This is a genomic window from Pandoraea fibrosis, from assembly GCF_000807775.2.
GTDB classification, from domain to species: Bacteria; Pseudomonadota; Gammaproteobacteria; order Burkholderiales; family Burkholderiaceae; genus Pandoraea; species Pandoraea fibrosis.
This window is the reverse complement of the sequence record NZ_CP047385.1, coordinates 3526366-3545563: the sequence shown is the minus strand read 5'-3', so window position 1 is coordinate 3545563 and position 19198 is coordinate 3526366. Positions and strand designations below refer to the sequence as shown.

General features: G+C 61.4%; 16 protein-coding genes. 11 read left to right on the top strand and 5 right to left on the bottom strand.

Annotated elements, in window-relative coordinates:
- Nucleotides 1-126: 126 nt before the first annotated feature.
- From PI93_RS15595 to PI93_RS15585, 3 genes are all read left to right on the top strand, one after another.
- The gene (locus PI93_RS15595) at nucleotides 127-2343 is read left to right on the top strand and encodes a tetratricopeptide repeat-containing sulfotransferase family protein (protein ID WP_236105545.1); all 2217 of its coding nucleotides are present in this window, start codon (nucleotides 127-129) and stop codon (nucleotides 2341-2343) included.
- A gap of 1 nt (nucleotide 2344) precedes the next feature.
- Nucleotides 2345-2956 carry an adenylyl-sulfate kinase gene (cysC, locus tag PI93_RS15590; protein WP_039365624.1) on the top strand — a complete coding sequence of 204 codons (612 nt, stop codon included), beginning with the start codon at nucleotides 2345-2347 and terminating at the stop codon, nucleotides 2954-2956.
- 87 nt (nucleotides 2957-3043) lie between these two features.
- Entirely contained in the window at nucleotides 3044-3469 is a 426-nt protein-coding gene (locus PI93_RS15585) for a lipocalin-like domain-containing protein (RefSeq protein ID WP_039365626.1), read from the top strand.
- A 233-nt stretch (nucleotides 3470-3702) separates the two neighbouring features.
- On the opposite strand, the gene PI93_RS15580 is transcribed toward PI93_RS15585, so the two are convergent.
- The gene (locus PI93_RS15580) at nucleotides 3703-4497 is read right to left on the bottom strand and encodes an RraA family protein (protein ID WP_236105546.1); all 795 of its coding nucleotides are present in this window, start codon (nucleotides 4495-4497) and stop codon (nucleotides 3703-3705) included.
- Nucleotides 4498-4654: 157 nt separating this feature from the next.
- On the opposite strand from PI93_RS15580, the gene PI93_RS15575 reads away from it, so the two are divergent.
- The 7 genes from PI93_RS15575 to PI93_RS15545 all read left to right on the top strand — a co-directional run bounded on the left by PI93_RS15575 (nucleotide 4655) and on the right by PI93_RS15545 (nucleotide 11608).
- A complete protein-coding gene (locus PI93_RS15575; protein WP_039365628.1) occupies nucleotides 4655-6238 on the top strand; it encodes an IclR family transcriptional regulator domain-containing protein in 1584 nt (527 codons plus the stop codon).
- Nucleotides 6239-6315: 77 nt separating this feature from the next.
- The gene (locus tag PI93_RS15570; RefSeq protein WP_039365630.1) at nucleotides 6316-7215 is read left to right on the top strand and encodes an aldose 1-epimerase; all 900 of its coding nucleotides are present in this window, start codon (nucleotides 6316-6318) and stop codon (nucleotides 7213-7215) included.
- A 174-nt stretch (nucleotides 7216-7389) separates the two neighbouring features.
- Entirely contained in the window at nucleotides 7390-7842 is a 453-nt protein-coding gene (locus PI93_RS15565) for a nuclear transport factor 2 family protein (RefSeq protein WP_039365632.1), read from the top strand.
- Complete coding sequence (locus PI93_RS15560) at nucleotides 7839-9281, top strand: aldehyde dehydrogenase (NADP(+)) (RefSeq protein ID WP_039365635.1); 1443 nt, start codon at nucleotides 7839-7841, stop codon at nucleotides 9279-9281. Before PI93_RS15565 ends, PI93_RS15560 begins: the two co-directional genes overlap by 4 nt.
- The gene (locus PI93_RS15555; protein ID WP_039365637.1) at nucleotides 9278-9574 is read left to right on the top strand and encodes a Dabb family protein; all 297 of its coding nucleotides are present in this window, start codon (nucleotides 9278-9280) and stop codon (nucleotides 9572-9574) included. The genes PI93_RS15560 and PI93_RS15555 overlap by 4 nt, the downstream gene beginning before the upstream one ends.
- 139 nt (nucleotides 9575-9713) lie before the next feature.
- A complete protein-coding gene (locus tag PI93_RS15550) occupies nucleotides 9714-10514 on the top strand; it encodes an NAD-dependent epimerase/dehydratase family protein (protein WP_039365639.1) in 801 nt (266 codons plus the stop codon).
- Nucleotides 10511-11608 carry a mandelate racemase/muconate lactonizing enzyme family protein gene (locus PI93_RS15545; RefSeq protein ID WP_039365641.1) on the top strand — a complete coding sequence of 366 codons (1098 nt, stop codon included), beginning with the start codon at nucleotides 10511-10513 and terminating at the stop codon, nucleotides 11606-11608. The genes PI93_RS15550 and PI93_RS15545 overlap by 4 nt, the downstream gene beginning before the upstream one ends.
- Before the next feature lie 236 nt (nucleotides 11609-11844).
- Here PI93_RS15545 and PI93_RS15540 read toward each other — a convergent pair whose 3' ends face one another.
- Both PI93_RS15540 and PI93_RS15535 read right to left on the bottom strand, forming a co-directional pair.
- The gene (locus PI93_RS15540; RefSeq protein WP_201278396.1) at nucleotides 11845-13122 is read right to left on the bottom strand and encodes an MFS transporter; all 1278 of its coding nucleotides are present in this window, start codon (nucleotides 13120-13122) and stop codon (nucleotides 11845-11847) included.
- A gap of 146 nt (nucleotides 13123-13268) precedes the next feature.
- A complete protein-coding gene (locus tag PI93_RS15535) occupies nucleotides 13269-14435 on the bottom strand; it encodes a porin (protein ID WP_039365643.1) in 1167 nt (388 codons plus the stop codon).
- A 640-nt stretch (nucleotides 14436-15075) separates the two neighbouring features.
- On the opposite strand from PI93_RS15535, the gene PI93_RS15530 reads away from it, so the two are divergent.
- The gene (locus tag PI93_RS15530; protein WP_144400497.1) at nucleotides 15076-16107 is read left to right on the top strand and encodes a phytochelatin synthase family protein; all 1032 of its coding nucleotides are present in this window, start codon (nucleotides 15076-15078) and stop codon (nucleotides 16105-16107) included.
- A gap of 141 nt (nucleotides 16108-16248) precedes the next feature.
- Here PI93_RS15530 and PI93_RS15525 read toward each other — a convergent pair whose 3' ends face one another.
- Together PI93_RS15525 and mqo are read right to left on the bottom strand one after the other, a co-directional pair.
- Complete coding sequence (locus PI93_RS15525) at nucleotides 16249-17124, bottom strand: lipid A biosynthesis lauroyl acyltransferase (RefSeq protein WP_039365649.1); 876 nt, start codon at nucleotides 17122-17124, stop codon at nucleotides 16249-16251.
- A gap of 324 nt (nucleotides 17125-17448) precedes the next feature.
- Nucleotides 17449-19164, bottom strand: a complete 1716-nt coding sequence (gene mqo, locus PI93_RS15520; protein ID WP_039365651.1) for a malate dehydrogenase (quinone) — start codon at nucleotides 19162-19164, stop codon at nucleotides 17449-17451.
- Between the last annotated feature and the right edge of the window lie 34 nt (nucleotides 19165-19198).

Here is a 19198-nt window from a genome sequence, read left to right as displayed (position 1 = left end):
TCAAGGATTCCCGAAACGGGACGAAAGGCCGTCGTCACTGCAACTGTGCTGGCAGGCGAAACATGCTTTTTTTGACGACCGAATGCGCCTTCGGCTACGATTTTCTGGGGACTTGCAATGCCGTAGATGATGCAAATGCATTGCAGACGACGGGTCGACGAGGCTTGTCACGAATACCTTCACGCCATCTTCAATGAGAATGCCCGACTTTTCGCGTTTTGCGGTGGAGCATCTTTGAATAAGAACCACAACCCTGATGCTCAACAGATCACCATTCGTGAGGCACTGAATCTGGCCTATGCGCATTGGAATGCGGGACAGGCGCGTCAGGCTGAAGAATGCTGTCTGCGCGTCTTGCAAGTCTTGCCCGAGCAACCGGATGCCCTGCATTTGATGGGCCTGATTGCCCATGCTCATCGCTTGCTCGATCTGGCCATCGATTACTTGCGTAAGGCTTGTCTGTCGCCCGTTGCGCCCGCAACGTATTGCAGCAATCTGGCTGAAATGTGTCGCCAGAAGGGGTTGCTGGCGGAAGCAGAACAAGCCGCCCGACGGGCGGTGGACCAAGAGCCGCAGCTCGTTGCGGCTTGGAACAATCTGGGCATCATCCTGCAGGAAAGCGGAAAATTTGACGCTGCTCTGGAATGCCTGAAACGTGTCGTCTCGTTGCTTCCCGATAGCCCTGAAGCGCACAATAATCTTGCGAATACGCAAAAGCACACGGGCGCGCTGGAGCAAGCACACGCCAGCTATCTGAGAGCGCTGGCGTTGCGGCCTGACTATGCTGAAGCGCACTGCAACCTGGCGGTGCTGTGGAACGATCTTGGCCGCTTCGACGAAGCCATAACGTCTGCGTCGCGAGCCATCGAGATCAACCCACAACTGGCCGATGCCTACTTCAATCTGGCCCAGATCGAGATGTCACGCATGCGCCGTGCCGACGCCGGTCGCTGGGTCGACGCCCTTATCGCATTCGCGCCGCAGCACGCAGGGGCGTTGTCGGCACGCGCGCAATTGTTGATGCATGACGATCACTTTCAGGACGCGCTCGCCTGCGCGCGTCAGGCAGTGAGTCTCGCCCCCGATAGCGCGAGCGGGCATAAGGTGCTCGGGCAGGTTTTGCAAGCGCTAGGACAGCATGACGACGCGATCGCGTCTTTTGATCGCGCGGCAGCTTTGCCGGGAACGGTTGCTGAAGAAGCGCTCGTTGCACGCGCATCATTGTTGATGGAGATTGGTGACAAGGAGGCAGCCATTGCTGCGTTTGAGCGCACGCTTGAGCGGTTTCCCGGCTCGGTGCGGGTGATGGCAGCGCGTGCCGACACCAAGACGTATCGCGGCGACGATAGCGACATCGTTGCGATGGAAGCGGCGCTAGCGCGAACGATACAGCCGACGATCGTCGATCAGATGAGTTTGCATTTCGCGCTTGGCAAAGCGTATCTCGATACCGGTGATTCGGATCGGGCGTTTTTCCATCTCCACAAGGGGAACGGCATCAAACGAGCCACGTTCGATTACGATGCCGATGCTGCCAGTGCCTGGATGCGACAAGTCGCTGCGATCTTTACGCCGGAATTGATGGCGAAATTCGCCGATGCCGGCACGGCTTCGCAACGCCCCGTGTTCATTATTGGGATGCCGCGTTCGGGCACAACGCTTGTGGAGCAGATCCTGGCATCGCACCCTGGCATTCACGGTGCCGGAGAGCTGAGCGCCTTGCGCCACGCCCTCGAAAGCGCCGGACCATTTCCCGATGCGCTGACGCACTGGGGCAGGGGGGATTTTGCCCGGGTCGGTCGTGACTACTTGTCCCGTATCGACGGCCTCGCTCCGGATGCACTGCGGGTGGTTGACAAGTTGCCGGCCAACTTCCTGTATGCCGGTGCGATTCCGTTAATTCTGCCGGGCGCGCGCATCATCCATTGCCGGCGTGATCCGGTGGATACCTGCCTGTCGTGTTACAGCAAGCACTTTGCGGGCGAGCAGATGTTTGCCTATCGTCTTGATGAATTGGGGGCTTTCCATCGCGACTATCAGATGTTCATGGAGAACTTACGCAAGGTTTTGCCGCCGGAACGTTTTCTTGAGGTCGACTACGAAGACGTAGTGGATCATCTGGAGCGCGAGGCGCGGCGCCTGATTGCCTTTGTCGATCTGCCGTGGGACGACGCCTGTCTCAGTTTCCACAAGACGCGCCGCGCGGTGCGCACGGCGAGCGTGAGCCAGGTACGGCAACCGATTTACGCAACATCGAAAGGGCGCTGGCGTCGCCACGCATCGCAACTGGGGCCGCTGCTGACGGCACTTGGTATTGCCGAATCTGGTGATGCGGGACTTTGACATGAGTGTGCCATCTCATCCTCACAACCTGAGCGTAACCGCACATGCGCTCACCGCCACGGACCGTCACGTTCACTACGGCCACGATGGTGCTGTGCTATGGCTCACCGGCTTGTCGGCGTCGGGAAAATCCAGCTTGGCGATGGCGCTGGAACAGACGCTGATGCAGTTGGGGTATTCGTGCTACGTGCTCGACGGCGATAACATTCGCGGCGGTCTGAATGCTAATTTGGGCTTCAGTCCGGAAGACAGGACAGAGAACATTCGCCGCGTGAGCGAAGTCGCTGCCTTGTTCGCGGATGCAGGACTGATCTGCATTACGGCGTTCATCTCGCCGTATCGTGTGGACCGTGATCAGGCACGTTTGCGCTGTAAGCGAGCATTTCACGAAATCCATGTATCGGCTGACCTCGCAACATGCGAGGCACGCGATCCCAAAGGTTTGTACAAAAGGGCGCGTGCAGGGGAAATCGGGGAGTTCACTGGCATCAGTGCACCTTACGAAGCACCTGAGCGAGCAGATTGCGTGGTCGATACCGCCTCGGAGCCCCTGACCGCCAGTCTGAGCAAACTTGTTGCCTATGTACTTGAGGTCTTGCCGCGCAAAACATAAATAGGGCGGTTTCGGCCGGTAGCGACTATCAATAGAAGCCTGACCTTCGAAGGTAGGTCTATTTGACGAGCTATTCAGGGAGGGAATATGTCTGTACACGAAACCAAACTTCACGGCTGCTGGCGGCTGACTTCGTTCCATACCGAACTTCAGGACACAGGTGAGCGCACTCAACCGTGGGGCGCCGAACCGAATGGCCGCCTCATTTTCGGTGTCGATGGGCGAATGATGGTGCTGATTACGGCAGAGTCACGGGAACCGGGGAGTACCGATGCTGAACTGGCCGAACTGTTCCGCACGGCGGTGGCTTACACCGGGCGATATCGGATAGACGGAGATAGATTCATCACAAAGATTGATGCCTCCTGGAATGAAGCCTGGAATGGCACTGAGCAGGAACGAGTCTACAAACTCGACGGGGACACGCTCGTCGTCAGTACGGCCTGGATGCCGAACCCCTTGGTGCCAGGCAATCCAATAGGACGGGCCGTTCTAGGTTTTAGACGCGAGTAGGTTTTCCGGTGCCAGGTACCGACGGATACGCCACCCCGTTATGACACGCATATCCGGCGGCTTCCAGACACGTCAGGATCGCCATTATTCGCATAATGTACATTATGTTAAATGAAACGTAACGTCGGATAAGCGTGCGCGGTAAACTGGGAACGTAAAACGGCCGGCCCCTTGAAGGGTTCCGGCCTCTTTCCCTGCCATCGCGACTGCGGACGTTTTCCGTCGGCGCCGACTTAACCGAACTTCTTCTCCAGTGCCGGACGTCCGGCGGCCACCCACGCTTCATAGTCGGCATACGACTGCTGGCTCGGCGGATACACGCCCCACAGCGGCTCGCCACCCGCAATGCGCATCGCCAGGTAGTGCTCGATGTCGTCCTGCTTCTCGCAGATTTCAGCCAACTCTTCGGCCAGATGCGCCGGCACGACGGTCAGACCATCCTTGTCACCGACGATCACATCGCCGGGATACACCGCGACACCCGCACACCCGATCGGCACCTGCAGATCCGCCACGTGATGATACGAAATGCGCGTCGTCGCCGTCACTTCACGCGCATACGCCGGCAGCGACATCGCCGCGATTTCCGAGCCGTCCCGCAACGCACCGTCGGTGACGATCGCACGCGCACCGCGCGCCAACAGACGCGTCACCAAAATATTGCCCGCCGACGCCGCACGAGGATCGTCGCGGCTGTCGATCACCAGCACATCCCCCTCACGCACCTGCTCCACACCCTGCCACTGAAGGTTGTCGCCGTTCGGCTTGGTGGTCATCGTGCCGTAGGTGTCGATGTCCTCTCGCGCCGGAATGAAGCGCATCGTGTACGCCCGCCCGGCAAACGGCTTGACCTCATGGTTCAGCGCGCGCAATCCCACCAGCGCCGGCTGACGAAAGCCCCGCTTGAAGAGCTGCGTCGTCAGCGACCCGCTGCTGACCTTCGCCAGGCGCGCCAGCGTCTCGTCACTCACATGCACGCCGCGATCGATCTCGCGGTCGAGTCCGTCCGAATATTGGTGGATGGTCACGTCAATTCCCTGTCAATAAAAATAAATCAGCCAAAGTTCCAACATGTGGGACTTCCGCGACAGTGACGTCGCGATGGAATCGATCCTACTGCTAAAGTAATCATCAAAAAACGACACCCGCGCCGCACGCGGCGCTTGAATTCCAAAAGGTGGAAAAGTGGCAATCGGAGACGGAACCGCATCGCTGGGCAAGGCCCTGACGGTGCTCGAATTGGTCGGCGCATCCCCTCAGGGCATGACGAATGCCGAGTTGCTCGAGCTCGCAGGACTTCCCAAAACAACGCTCTACCGCATTCTCGCAACACTGATCGAACACGGCCTGCTGCGACGCGACGCCAGTCACCGCGTCTATCGCCTGGGGTTCCGCTATCTGGAACTCGTGCGCAACTCCTATCTCATGCCGGACCTGGTCGCCGCCGCCACGCCGGAACTACGTGCGCTACGGGACCTGACCGGCGAGACCACCTACCTGGCAGCACTCGACGGCAACGAGGTCATTTCGCTCGAACGTTGCGACGGCGCGCATTCCCAACGCTCCTCGGCCGCACTCGGGCGCAGCAAGCCCGTGTACTGCACCGGCCAAGGCAAGGCCATCCTCTCGCGCATGTCCCGTGAGGAACGCGACGCCCTGCTGCGCAGCGTTACCATGACGGCGCTCACGCCGCGCACCATCACCGATCGGCGTCGGCTGCAGGTCGAATTGCGCATCACCTCGGCACGCGGCTACGCCATCGACGACGAGGAGATCGTGCTGGGCGTGCGCTGCGTCGCCGCGCCGGTCGTCGACATGGCAGGTCGGGTTCGTGGCGCGCTGAGCGTGGCCGGCCCGGCTTACCGGATGTCGATGCAGCGGCTGGAACTGCTCGGCCCGGAACTCGCCGAAGCCGCGCGACGCGTCGGCGCGCAACTCGAAGCGCCGCGCGTCGCGCCGGAACAGGAGGAAGTCACCCCCGCCGGCGATCGCTGGGCCTTCCACGGCGCCTTCCCGCTCTGGGCGTCGGCACAGAACTCGCTGTATTGGGCAGATACGCTGGCGCCTGCGGTGTACGCATTCGACGGCACCCACAACCGCATCGTCGCCCAACTGGACGGCCCGATCACCGGCATGCAACTGCGACCGGAAGGGCTGCTCGTCACTCAGGAAGCTCGTTGCCTGCACATCGCGGCGGACGGCAGCGTATCGACGCAGGAAGGCGTCAGCGCCTGGAACGACCCCGCCATGAAGCTGCTGTGTACCGACGCTCAAGGCATGACCTGGGCATGGCTGCAACGCGACGGCGCCGGCCATCTCGGGTTCATCAACGCTGCACAACGCTTTGAGGCGCGCTGGCCGTTCCAGCAGACCATTGACGCCATGGCCTGGTCTGCCGACGGCACGACCGCCTACGTCATCAGCTCGTCGGCCGGTGCGATCTACACCCTGCAGCGCAGTAGCAGCAACGTACGCCGCTTCGCCTCGATGACACCCGGCTCCGGCCGGCTGTGCGGCATTGCGCTGGACGATCGCGACGGCATCTGGGTCGCCTTGCGCGATGGCTGGAGCCTGATGCGCTTCAACGCCGACGGGGCCGTCGATCGCATCGTCAGCCTGCCCGTCGCCGCCCCGACCGGCCTCGCCTTCGTGCGCAGCGACACCGACGCCTCGCTGTTCATCACCAGCGACCGCAATCACCAGCCGATCGAATCGCTGGCGAGCGCACCGCTGTCCGGCAGGCTGCTGCGCCTGCGGATCGACACCTGACACCGCTTGCCTGACCGCCGTTGGCCACGCCGCTGCGCCGGTCGAAATCCTCCCCGCTTATCCGCCTGGCCTCGCTCATGAACGACGCATTTCGCCTTACGCTTTCCAACGATGTGCTGTACGCGCGCATCGCCCCGCAACTTGGCGGCCGACTGACGCATCTGCGCACCGTCGCCAACGGCACCGACCTGATCGTGCCACTGGACCGATGGGAAGCGCCCGCGCACGGTTGGCCCAAAGCCGGCGCCTATCCGCTGATCCCGTACTCCAACCGCATCGCTGGCGCCCGGCTCCGTTTCGACGGCGCGACGCACGACCTGCCGCCGCACCCGCTCGATCTGCCGAACGCCCTGCACGGCAACAGCCATCTGTGTGCATGGGAGGTCGAGTCACATGACGCTACGCACGCCATACTGACGCTGCACTATGACGGCGAACACTGGCCGTGGGCCTTCGATGCCAGCCTCGGCTACCGCCTCGACGGCGCTACGTTGCACGTCGACCTCTCGGTACGTAACGCCGACACCAGGCCGATGCCGGCCGGTCTTGGATGGCATCCGTTTCTGGTGGCCGATGACCACGCCGGCATCCGCTTCGACGCATCCACCCACTGGCAGCTCGACGACAAGTTCGTGCCTACCGGCGCACGGCAGCAGCAGAGCGCCCCCACCGAACTCGGCGCCGCCGACTGGCAAACCGCCGACTGCGTCATCTATGCGAGCGAATGGACCGGCCCGGCCATCGTATCCCGCCATTCGGGACACCTCGCCATGCACGCCGACGCGCCGCTGACCCATCTGATCGCTTTCGTGCCGCGCGGCGCGCCCTATCTTTGCGTCGAGCCGGTCAGCCACGTGGCCAACGGCTTCAATTTGGCCGCACAAGGCGAAACTGAAACGGGAATGCTGGTGCTGGGGCCTGGTGAGTCGGCACAGGCCACGACCCGGTTGCAATGGGTGGCCGCACCGCGCCCATAAGGCGGGAAATCACGTCCGCGTACCTCGTGCCGCAAAGGGTCCCAGATGCTGGAACTGAGTGGATGCCGCGCCTCTTGGGGAGGCCGACACCCGACGATGCGGCTTCTACACTCACGACGTGTTCCCATGCGCGCGGCACAGGTGCGTCGCGCGCCCACCCAGGAGACCCCCTCGATGGCAAACATCGACCAAGCAGCATATGCGGCGCTGATTCGCCGCTACTTCGACGCTTGCAACGAAGCCGACTACGACAAGCTCGTCTCGTGCTTCACGCCCGACGCCGTTCACTACTTCCCGGCCGGCCTGCCGGAGGTGCCGTGGGTTGGCGCCGGCACCATCGCCCGCAAGTGGCAATGGTGCGTGGCCGAACTGGGCTCGCAGTGGACCATCGAGAAGATTCTTGTCTCGCACGACTCCCACGAAGCCGTCATCGAATGGACGCACTGGAAGTCCAGGCAAGGCACGGCACTGCGCGGCGACGAGTGGTACGTGTTCGACGCCGACACCTGTCGCATCAAGGAAATTCGCGCCTATTACGCATCGCCGGCCGACAAGTCGGTGGCCATCAACGAGCTGGTCGCCTTCGACTACCGTGGCCGCGGCTACCATCTGGAGCCGCAATCGTGAGCCAACTGGATAACGGCGCCTTCGCGCCCATCGATCACGCTGTCGCACTCGCCGACGCCGCCCAGCCGGTGTATGGCGCCTCGAACGCGTCGACCCGCGCACGACTGCTGCGCGGACTGGCCGACGCGCTCGAAGCGCAAGCCCCTGCCCTGATCGCCCTCGCCGACGAAGAGAGCGGTCTCGGTACGGCCCGCCTGACGGGCGAACTCGCCCGCACTGCCTATCAACTGCGCGGCTTTGCCGACGATGTCGAGCGGGGCGTACCGTTCCATCAGATTGACGATGCGGCCGTCGCCGGCGCACCGCCCGCCGGTCGCCCGCACCTCACCCGCGTGTTCGCACCGCTGGGGCCCGTGGCGATGTTCTCCGCCAGCAACTTCCCGTTCGCCTTCTCGGTGCTCGGCGGCGATACGGCCGCGGCACTGGCCGCCGGTTGCGTCGTCATCGTCAAGCCGCACGCCGGCCACCCGGAACTGTCGCGCCGCGTGTTTGCGCTGGCGGCCGACGTCGTGCGCGCACAAGGCCTGCCCGAAGGCGTGCTGACCTTCGTCGGCCAGACCTCGCGCGAAGGCGGCACCCATCTGGTGAGCCACCCGGTCGTCTCTGCGGTCGCCTTCACCGGTTCCTATCAGGGCGGCGTAGCCCTTTGGCGCGCCGCCAATGCACGTGTGCGACCGATCCCGTTCTTCGGCGAGCTGGGCTCCATCAACCCGCTGGTCGTGTTGCCCGCCGCCCTGGCCGATGGCACCGAGGCCCCGGCCAAGGCATTGGCCGCTTCCATCACGATGGGCTGCGGTCAGTTCTGCACGAGCCCGGGCCTGCTGCTCGTGTCGGACGACAAGGAAGGTGAACAGTTCGTCGTCGACCTGGCCGCCGCGCTGGCCAGCCAGACCCCGCACCGCATGCTCACGCCCGCCATACGCAGCGGGTTTGAAGCCGCCAGCGCCCACGTTGCCTCGCAAACGGGTGTGCGCACCCGACTGGCGCCGAGCACCGGCGCCGATACCGCGACGCCGGCCCCGCGCCTGTACGAGATCGATGCCGACGCCTTCCTGGCCCAGCCCGCGCTGCGCGAGGAGATGTTCGGCCCCGCCGCCCTGGTGGTGCGCGTCAAGTCACATGACGACCTGCTGCGCGTGCTCGCCGCGGTCGAAGGCACGCTGACCGTCACGCTCTGGGGCGCGCTCGACGACACGGCGCAGCACCGTGCACTGGCCGCAGCGGCTGAGCAGATCGGCGGACGCGTGTTGTTCGGCGGCGTCCCGACGGGGGTTGCCGTGTGCCACGCGCAACAGCATGGCGGCCCGTGGCCCGCATCGACGCACCCGCAGTCGACGTCGGTCGGCTATGCGGCCATCGAGCGTTTCCTGCGTCCCGTGGCCCTGCAGGACGCGCCGGACTGGTATCTCGACGCCCGTCGTGGAGGGCTGCCGGCATGATGAAACACGTCGTGATGTTCCGCCGCCATCCGCACATCGAGAAGGATCTCGAACGCGAGCAGGCGCTGATCGTTCGCATGCGCAACCTCGAGCGCGAGATCGATTTCGTGCGTGAATGGCGTGTGTCGGCGAACGAACTAGATCGTCCGATTTGCTGGGACTACCTGCTGGAGTCGGTGTTTGACGACGCCGATGCGGTAGCCCGCTATCTGCCGCACCCGGCGCATCAGGCGCTGGTGGCAGACCTCAAACCCTACTTCGAGTGGGTGGCAGTCGACTACACGACGGCCTGAATCGGAGATTGACGGCCGGCGATCGCCTTCGCGTTACAGTAGGGCCGCGGCCGGCCGTCATGGCATGGAGACTGCACGCCCCGGCAAAGCACGAGGCCGTGTACAGAACGAAAGCGTTGTCTGAAAGGAAACACCTCACATGAAAACCCTGCTGGTGACCGGCGCTGCCGGTGGCGTGGCGGCCCGTGTACGGCCGTGGCTGCGCGAGCATTATCATCTGCGCCTGATGGACCTGCGCGAACCGCTCGATCTCGCGGAAAACGAAAGCGTGATCGTCGGTGACATCACCGAAGCCGATACCGTGCGTCGCGCCGCGCAAGGCGTCGACGGCATCCTGCATCTGGCGTGCAGCTACAGCCTCGACATCACGTTCGAAGCCACGCTCGACGCCAACTACCGCGCGCAGCTCTATCTGCTCGACGCCTGCCGGGAATTCGGCATTTCGCGTTTCATCTTCGCCAGCAGCCACCACACCGTCGGCCACCATCGCATCGACGGCTTTGCGGGTGACGACGCCCCGGTCGCGCCCGATGGCTTCTATGCCCTGAGCAAGGTCTTCGGCGAGGCGGCTTGTGCGTTGTACTCGCATCGTCACGGCATCAAGAGCCTGTCGATCCGCATCGGCAATGCCGATCTGAAAGTGGCCGATGGCCGCCGTCAGCATATCTGGGTGAGCGGACGCGACATGGCCCAGCTCGTTCGCATCGGGCTGGAGCATGCCGATATCGGCGCAGACGTGGTCTACGGCGTGTCGCGCTGTCCCGCCCCGTTCTTCGAGAACCGTCGCGCCGTCGAGCTGGGCTACGTGCCGCAGGACGATGCCAGCGACAACCTGTCGCCCGAATTTGTGCCGCGCGCGCAGATGCCGGCCTCGAGCGGCCCCGATCATGTGGGCGGGCCGTATGTGCCGAAGCCGCTGGTGGTCGGGGTGCCGTCGTGAAAATCAAATCATTGCAGACACGCATCGTCGAGATTCCGTTCGACGACGGCGGCGCCGGGCTCGGCATCACGCCGTCGGCCTGGCGGTCGTTCGAGACCGTGCTGGTCCGGGTGGAAGATACCGACGGCAACGTCGGCTGGGGCGAAGGCTTCGGTTACTTCGTTCCCGAGGCCACGCGCAGCGTGATCGAGACGCGCATCAAGCCGCTGCTCGAGGGCGCGACGGTTGAATCGGTCGAGGCCTGGACCCGGCAGACGCAAAAGCTGCTGCATATCTTCGGGCGCTATGGCATCACGATGTTCGCGATTTCCGGCGTCGACATGGCGTTGTGGGATCTGAAAGCCAAACGTGCCGGCGTGCCGCTGTACCGGCTGCTGGGCGGCGAAGCGCCCGCCACGCTCACCACGTACGCGAGCATGACGCGCTATGGCCATCCGGAAGTGGCAGCGACGGTCTGCGAGCGCGCGCTCGCCGAAGGTTTCCGCAATATCAAGCTGCACGAGATCGCCATGCCGGTGATCGAGGCCTGCCATGCAACGGTCAATGGCCGCGCGTCGATTTCCGTCGACGTGAACTGCGCCTGGGATGCGGAGACGACCCGTGCCAATCTGCAACGTCTCAATGCGCTGGGCGGCATCGAATGGCTGGAAGAGCCGATCTTCCCGCCGGAAGACTTCGCCACGCTGGCCAGCCTTCGCGGCCCGGGTGTACCGCTCGCGGCTGGCGAGAACTGGTGCACGGCCATGCAATTCCGCCAGGCCGCTGCGGCGGGCGCCGTGGACTATCTGCAACCGAGCGTGAGCAAGGTCGGCGGCATCACCGAGTTCGTCGAGATCATGGGCATCGCTCGCGAGGCCAAGCTTGGCGTGCTCCCGCACAGCCCCTACTTCGGTCCGGGCTTCCTCGCGACGCTGCACCTCGCTACGGCCTTCCGCGACACGATGCAGGTGGAATATCTGTACGTCGACCCGGCAGCCTGGCTGATTGATCTGTCGTCGATCCGTGATGGTCACACGTTCTGCGTCAGCGATGCCCCCGGTATCGGACTGGAACCGGACGAAGCCGTGGTCGCGAAGTTCCTGCGCACGGCGTAAGCATCGACCTGAGCGGCGCTGCCGCCAGGGCGCCGGCAGGCAGCAGCACGAAGGGTGTTCCGATCACGGAACGCCCTTTTTATTGGCGCCCAATGTGTTGCGAATGAGCGACCGGCGCTGCACTCGATGTCCCCTCCCCCCCATAAAAAAACGCACATCCCCGGCAGGGAACGTGCGTCTGAGCAACCACTTTGGAGAGACTCAACTGGCGGGCGCCACGCCCGTCGATATTGGCCTTACGCCAGCGACGGCGACGGCATCCGGCCCGAGCGACCACCCACGAACAGCGCCAGGATCGTCGCACCGACGATGCCCAGACCGCCCGCCAGCACGAAGGCGCTGGCATAGCTGCCGGTGCCCTGGATGATGAAGCCGGTGACGGCGGGACCGACAATGCCGGACACGTTCGCCAAGCCGTGCATGAAGCCGCTGGCAGTACCGACCTGATTGCGGGGCACGCTGTCCTGAATGATCGCCCAGTAAGCCGGCGCCGCAAGCATCAGGAACCCGATGGCCACGGTCATCACGCCGACCGCCGTCGTCGCCTGCTGCACCACGCCGGTCAGGCCGATACACACCGCGGCAATCAGCAGCGACGTCACCAACACCACCTTGCGCGAAAACATCTGCTTGCCCGTGCGGCGGAAGATCGCATCGACGAGGAAGCCACCCGACAGGAACCCCAGCGCACCCGTCACCCACGGCAACGAACTGACGAGACTCATGTCCTTCAGGCTGATGCCTTTGGCATCGACCAGATAGCTCGGGAACCACGTGATGAAGAAGAAGAGGATGTAGTTGTAGCAGAACAGCGAAATGCCGGTCATCAAGACGGCCCGGGTCGTAATGACCTCCAGGATCGACACCTTGGCGCCCTCGGCAGCCACCACCACTTCCTGCCCTTCGTTGATCTCGGCAAGCTCTTCCTTGCCGACCTTCGGATGCTGCGCCGGCGTCTCGGCCGACAGGCGATGCCATGCGATCGCCCACGCCAGACCGAGCACGGCCATCACCAGGAACGACGCACGCCAGCCGAACGACAGGGCCAGAAAGCCGATCACGGGCCCCGCGATGGCGCCACCGATCGGGCCGCCCGCCTGGTTGATGCCCGCAGCGCTGGCGCGCTCCTTGATCGGGAACCACGTATTGACCACCTTGTTCGCCGTGGCCGAGTTCGGCCCTTCGCCTGCGCCGAATGCGATACGAACCGCAAGCATCGACCAGAAGCCCGAGACGGCCGCCGTCAGGCCGCAGGCGAGCGACCAGCCGGCCATCGATACGCTCAGCACGCGCTTGCCGCCGAAGCGGTCGGCAAAGTAGCCTCCGAGGAAATTGAACAATGCGTAGCCCACCGAGAACGCGCTGAAGATCAACCCCTTCTCGCCCGGCGTCAGATGGAAGTCCTTCGTGATGAAGGGCATGGCGATCGACAGCGCAGCGCGGTCGATGTAATTGATGACCATGGCGAGCAGCAACATCACCAGGATGGTTTTCCGATACTTTTTGTACTTCACAATCTGTCTCCGAAACTGTCTTTCTTTTCGCCGGCGCCGCAGGGGTGCCGGCAGGCTTTCAGGGCGTATCCTCCGCCCAAATACCTTCTTGTAGTACTAGGTACCGGCCGGATGGCACCGCACCAGTACCAGCATGCGGGACTGCGTCAGAACGCGTGACGCATGCCGATGGCCAGTGCCATCTGGGTATTCGTCGTCGACGGTGTAAACCCGAAGATCGACGCCACGGCACGACCGCCGGTCGAATCGTAGCCGTTGGCGCGCTGCCACATGCCCACGGCGTACAGGTCGGTGCGCTTGGACAGGAAGTAGTCGAACCCGGCGTTGGCCTGCACGTAGCTGCCGCCGCCCGCGTTGCCCGTCACTTGATTGGCGCGCGTGTACTGCACCGACGTGCCGAACAGTACCGACGGCGTCAGGAACTTGCGCAGGTTCAGTTCCACCGTGTTGAACACGGCGTTGCCCGAGTAACCGCGCGGGTTCAGTCCTGCCTCGCTGCCCAGCGACTTGAGTTGCGAGTTGGTATAAATCACGCCGGCAATCCAGCCGCCAAAGTTGTACGCACCGGCCGCACCAATGGTCTGCAACGAGCCGGCAGACGCATAGCCCGAGAAGATCGGCGGCGTGCTCATGTTGTTGCCGGTCGTGCTCGAATTCGGGTTGTTGCCGTAGTACGAGAAGTTCGGATCCTGGGCGTTGACGAACGCCAGGCCGAGTTGCAGCGGACCATTGTTGTAACCGGCCCCCAGCGAAAAGATGCGCTTGCTGCGCCCATTGCCCGCCACCCCCCCCGGGCTGAACACGCCGCCGAAGGACAGGCCGCTGTAATTCGGGCTCGCGTACTTGATCGCGTTGTTGACGCGGTAGTTGTTGCCCGTATTGTCGATATCGCCCGGATGGTTGGCGTACGCACCGGCGGTATCGCCACCCGCCTTGAGCACACCGACGTAATCGACCATCGAGTCGTACTGACGGCCCAGCGTTACCGTGCCGGCCGACTTCGACGACAGCCCGACATACGCCTGACGCCCGAACATCGCGTTGCCCTGCCCCAGTGAGCCGTTGAGCACGGAGAAGCCGTTTTCGAGGCGGAATACGGCGGCGAGGCCGCCACCCAGATCTTCCGTACCCGTGAAGCCGATGCGGTTGCCCTTGAGCGGCCCCGCGCTCAGCGCATTGAGCGAGCCGCCGCCCGAGTTGTTGACGTAGGTGTAGGCGGCATCGATGACGCCATAAATCTGCACACTGCCTTGTGCGAACGACGCGCCTGATACCACGGTGCCGGCGATTGCGATCAGTAGCTTCTGCTTCATTGCCTTGTGTCTCCATTCTTGGTTTGGCGGAAGCGGATGTTAGCTACGGAAACGAAGGCGACGCAGAGGGGGAACGCGGGCGATGAAGCGGCGATTCCACTATCCGGGAATCGTCACCTCGAACTGGCAAATACCCTGAGGCGTGCCACGCACGCTCGACACGCGGTGTTGTGCGCGAGCGTCAGGCCGCCGCAAATGCCGACTGACGTTCGGTGCGCGCCAGGTCAACCAGGGTGTCGATCATGGCGCGTGGGAGCACGCCGACCATGTCCGCGTGGCACACCAGGCTGAGGGGCATGTAGACCGACGACGATTGCAGGCAATGGCAGTGTCTCGTGGGCGAACGCTGATGCCAGCAGTTGCCGTGCGGGCGTCGACGAGTCCTGAATCACCCACGGCAGAGTACGCGACCGTTTTGCACCTATTTTCTGTCGCGCCACAGAAACGCACTTAAATTATGTCCACATTGATGTGGCAAAAGTTAGGGTGCCGATGCCGTTATTAAATTCTTAAGTGATTGCTTTTATTGGTTTTTCAGAATAGCGGCAAGTACCCTACTTTGTATCCGACAACTGCGCCGTCTTTGCGGCAGAATCCCTCCCCCAACTGCCGCCCCTCATTGGGGCTAATTTTTGCAATTATGGAGATTGCTTATGCGCCAACATTCTGCGAACAATGGCCTGGTGAGAAAATTAATCAGGTCCGATATGTTCATCAACACGGAGATAAAATGTTCTCGGGCGCAACTGCAATCCCTTATGGCTTTCGCAGCGTATCCAACACCGATCTCTCACCTTCTCGGCACGAGGGGCATGGCCACGATGCGTTTCGGCGCCTGATAGATGTGAGCAGTAGCATGAGACGAGCCTCGTCTGTCCCCGGCAATGTAGGTGTAGAAAGGCAAAGTGAATCCAACCAAACTTCTCATTTGTTGTGGAGAAGCAACCAAGAAGAGTTTAACAAGATAAGAACTGATTTATTGAAAATAAAAAACTCTCAAAGTCGAGAATTTTCAATAGAACCTAAGGGGAAGTTCTTGGCTACAGGCAGCGTGACGCCTCCTCCTCATCATACCCAACCAACATCGAGCAGCTGCAATGTGACAGCTTTTTTCTCAGCGACGAATGATATTCTCCCGGAACCATTCGATTCTAGAAAAACTGCACTTGAAAAATTCATTTCCCTTATAGACGGCGAGGAGATTTCTCAAGAAGAAAAGAGTAGATTTTTTACTGGCGGGATGAGTGTAAGCGAATTGGCAGATCTGGCCAATAAAATCTTCAAATCAACGGGGGTTGCATGGACCGCAACGGCAGTTCGTTCTGGAAATATATCCACGCAAGAACTGAAAAATATAATTAAAAATGAAAATAATGATCGCTTGTTGATTAATTTCGGAACGTCATCGCTGTACAATCCTCCAGGAAATGGCGGTCATTTTGGTCATATTTTGGGATCAAAAGAAGTTGAAGGCGAGATGCACATTCATCTCGGGGAAACCGCAAATTATAAATATCCGGAAAAGCCGTGGATTCCTCTCGCAAATCTTCATCGTGCAATGTGTCAACCAAGTGCGGATGGAGGAAGTCGGGGGATTGTTATTATTAGAGAAGTAAAGCCCGAGTTTAATATTGACAAGCACCCAACGAGTACCGGCCTGAGGGAAAGGTGAAATTTGTTCAGAGTAGTTGTCGCTACTTTAATAGCGAGAACTACTTTGGCATCAGAAAAGAATTATAGATGCGACAACGCCGGACTCGAAAGTCCGGCGTTGTCTTTTGATCGGGTGTGGTGGGCGTCGCCGCCCTGCACTTCAATAAACGGGTGCCATACCCAATGGCCGGTGCTTGAAGCGTCGGTGCACCCAGTAATACTGCTCGGGGAATTTGACGATCTGTTCCTCGAGAAACGCATTCATGCGGCGGGCGTCGACCTCATCGCTTCCCGACGGGAAGCCTGCGAGTGGCTCGAAAATCGTCAGCTTGTACCCTTGATAATCCGGGAGCACTTCCGTCACGAACGGCACCACCCGCGCGCGGCCCAGTTTGGCGAGACGTGAAACGGCCGTGAGCGTACACGCGGGAACGCCGAAGAACGGAACAAACACGGAGTTGTCGACGCCCTGATCCATGTCTGCGGCGATCATGACCGGTTTGCCGGAGCGCAGCAGTCCCACGATCTTCTTCGCGCTGGTCGCGCGTTCGATCATCTCGGCGCCGAACCGGCCTCGCTGGCGTTTGGCCAGGTCACACAGGGCCGTGCTTGACATACGCGTGTATAACGACGCCACAGGCAGATGCGTTGAGTAGAGCATGCAGCCCACCTCGATACCCACGAAGTGAAATCCCATGAAGATGGTAGGCGGCGCATTAGGGTCGTTGAGATCGATCTTGCTGTCGAGCTGGACGATATCCTGGATCGACTGCGCGCTGCCAAACCACTGAATTCCCCGCTCGAGATAGCTGCGCATCACATGCCGGAAGTGAGTTCTGGCGAGATTCTGGTGCTCTAGGGCGGTCTTGTCGGGAAAGCAAAGGCGCAAGTTCACGAGAACAATATGCTTGCGGCGGCTCGGAAGCGCATATAGCACCGTGCCGACAACCATCCCGAGTCTTGCGACCAATGGATAGGGAAGTACGGAAAATGCGCGCAGCAACGCCACGATGAGCGCAAAGCCAAGGCGTTTCAAGGCGTGTTCCCTATGGGGGCCAACGTTGGGAGCGCGAATTCAGAGGCTTGGCCGGTGACCTATGGACGGTCATGGCTTCGTGGGGATGTTTTCGCTTGAGATACTGACCGTGGGTCGCACAATACAAGCTATGGTCACCGGATGACTGGAGCTGAGGCGTCTCGCGAGCCTACGCAGTGTAACAGGTAGTTCTCACGCGACCTAAATGAAACACGTTCGGACGATAGAAATGAAAAAGGGTTACGAAAAAACGCGTAACCCTTTTTTGTGCCGTACGGCCCGCCTGCCATTTGCCACGGACCGTGTGCGCTTGCCGCGCCGAACTTACAGCGCCATATCGGGCACCTTCTTCACGACGCCCGGATTCTGCACAGGGGCGGTGTTCGGAACGAAGCCGTCCAGACTCGGTGAAGCGATAGCCAATTGCAGCGTTTCAGCGGTGTTCGCCCATTCCGTTGCCAGCAACTGCGGATTGTCGTGGAGCTTCTTGCCGTAGCTCGGCACGATCTCGCGAATCTTTTGCTGCCAGGCAGGCGTTTTCATCTGATCGGGGAAAACGCGTTCGAGCAAGGACAGCATGATCGCCGGCGAGGTCGAACCGCCCGGCGACGCGCCCAACAGCGCGGATACCGAGCGGTCTTCCGACACCACGACTTCCGTGCCGAGCTTCAGAATGCCGCCCTTCTCCGGATCGTTCTTGATGATCTGCACACGTTGCCCGGCTTCCCACAGACGCCAGTCTTCGTCCTTGGCTTCCGGCATGTAGTGACGCAGCGCATCCATTTTTTGCGATTGCGACAACGACAGTTGCTCCGCCAGATACTTCACCAGCGCAAACTCATGGACACCGACCTGCAACTGAGGAATGACGTTCGAGGGCGTTGTCGCTTTTGCCAGGTCGAAGTACGAGCCGTTCTTGAGGAACTTGCTCGACCATGTCGCAAACGGTCCGAAGAGGATCACCTTCTTGCCGTCGAGCACGCGGGTATCCAGATGGGGAACCGACATCGGGGGCGAGCCGGTATCTGCAAGACCGTAGACCTTCGCCAAATGGCGCGAAGCAATCTCGGGCTTGTCCGTCACGAGGAATTCGCCGCCGACCGGGAAGCCGCCATACTGCTTCGCCTCCGGAATTCCGGACAGTTGCAGCAGAGGCAATGCCGCGCCGCCAGCTCCGATAAAGAGATAGCGGGCATCCACCGTCTGAATTTTCGAGCTGTCGTTCGTATCGAACGCGGACACGCGCCAGGTGCCGTCCTCGTTGCGCGTGATCGAACGGACTTCGTATCCGGTCGTGACCTTCACGCCCGCCTTGCCACCGAGGTGTTTGTAGAACTGGCGCGTGATTTCGCCCAGATTGACGTCGGTACCGAGCGGTGAGCGCGTCGCGGTCACAACCTCTTCCGGCTTGCGGCCTTCCATCATGATCGGAATCCACTCCGCGATCTTTGCCGGATCGGTCGTCATTTCCATGCCGGCAAACAGCGGCGACGCTTTCAACGCTTCCACGCGCTTACGGATGAACTCGCGGTTTTCTTCGCCGAAAACCAGATTCATGTGAGGCGTCGAATTGATGAATTCGCGCGGATTGCCCAGCACGCCCTGGCGCACCTGATGCGACCAGAACTGGCGAGAGATCTGGAAATTCTCGTTGATGCCGATGGCCTGCGTGATATGGACGTTGCCCTTGTCGTCCATCGGGGTGTAATTCAGCTCGCAAAGCGCCGAGTGGCCGGTGCCCGCGTTGTTCCACCCGTTCGAGCTTTCTTCTGCGACTTTGTCCAGGCGCTCGAAAACCTCGCACGTCCAGTTCGGTTCCAACTCAGACAGATAGACGCCCAGCGTTGCGCTCATGATGCCGCCACCGATGAGCAGGACATCCACCTTGCGATCCGCCTTGGCTGCACGGTACTGGCTACCGAACAGGTAGGAATATCCACCCCATACGGCGGCAGCGCCGACAGCGGCCGCAATGAATTTGCGACGGGAGAAGGGCTTGCCGCTACCTTTAGACGCTGGCTTGTTGTCCGTTTGAGTCATGTGAATAGAAAACCTTCAAAAATGCTGTTTGGAT

What these genes read in the sequence shown, in the direction of transcription:
- PI93_RS15595 (WP_236105545.1), top strand. Translation starts at nt 127, where the DNA reads ATGATGCAAATGCATTGCAGACGACGGGTCGACGAGGCTTGTCACGAA.
- cysC (WP_039365624.1), top strand. Translation starts at nt 2,345, where the DNA reads ATGAGTGTGCCATCTCATCCTCACAACCTGAGCGTAACCGCACATGCG.
- PI93_RS15585 (WP_039365626.1), top strand. Translation starts at nt 3,044, where the DNA reads ATGTCTGTACACGAAACCAAACTTCACGGCTGCTGGCGGCTGACTTCG.
- PI93_RS15570 (WP_039365630.1), top strand. Translation starts at nt 6,316, where the DNA reads ATGAACGACGCATTTCGCCTTACGCTTTCCAACGATGTGCTGTACGCG.
- PI93_RS15565 (WP_039365632.1), top strand. Translation starts at nt 7,390, where the DNA reads ATGGCAAACATCGACCAAGCAGCATATGCGGCGCTGATTCGCCGCTAC.
- PI93_RS15555 (WP_039365637.1), top strand. Translation starts at nt 9,278, where the DNA reads ATGATGAAACACGTCGTGATGTTCCGCCGCCATCCGCACATCGAGAAG.
- PI93_RS15550 (WP_039365639.1), top strand. Translation starts at nt 9,714, where the DNA reads ATGAAAACCCTGCTGGTGACCGGCGCTGCCGGTGGCGTGGCGGCCCGT.
- PI93_RS15535 (WP_039365643.1), bottom strand. Translation starts at nt 14,435, where the DNA reads ATGAAGCAGAAGCTACTGATCGCAATCGCCGGCACCGTGGTATCAGGC.
- PI93_RS15530 (WP_144400497.1), top strand. Translation starts at nt 15,076, where the DNA reads ATGGAGATTGCTTATGCGCCAACATTCTGCGAACAATGGCCTGGTGAG.
- mqo (WP_039365651.1), bottom strand. Translation starts at nt 19,164, where the DNA reads ATGACTCAAACGGACAACAAGCCAGCGTCTAAAGGTAGCGGCAAGCCC.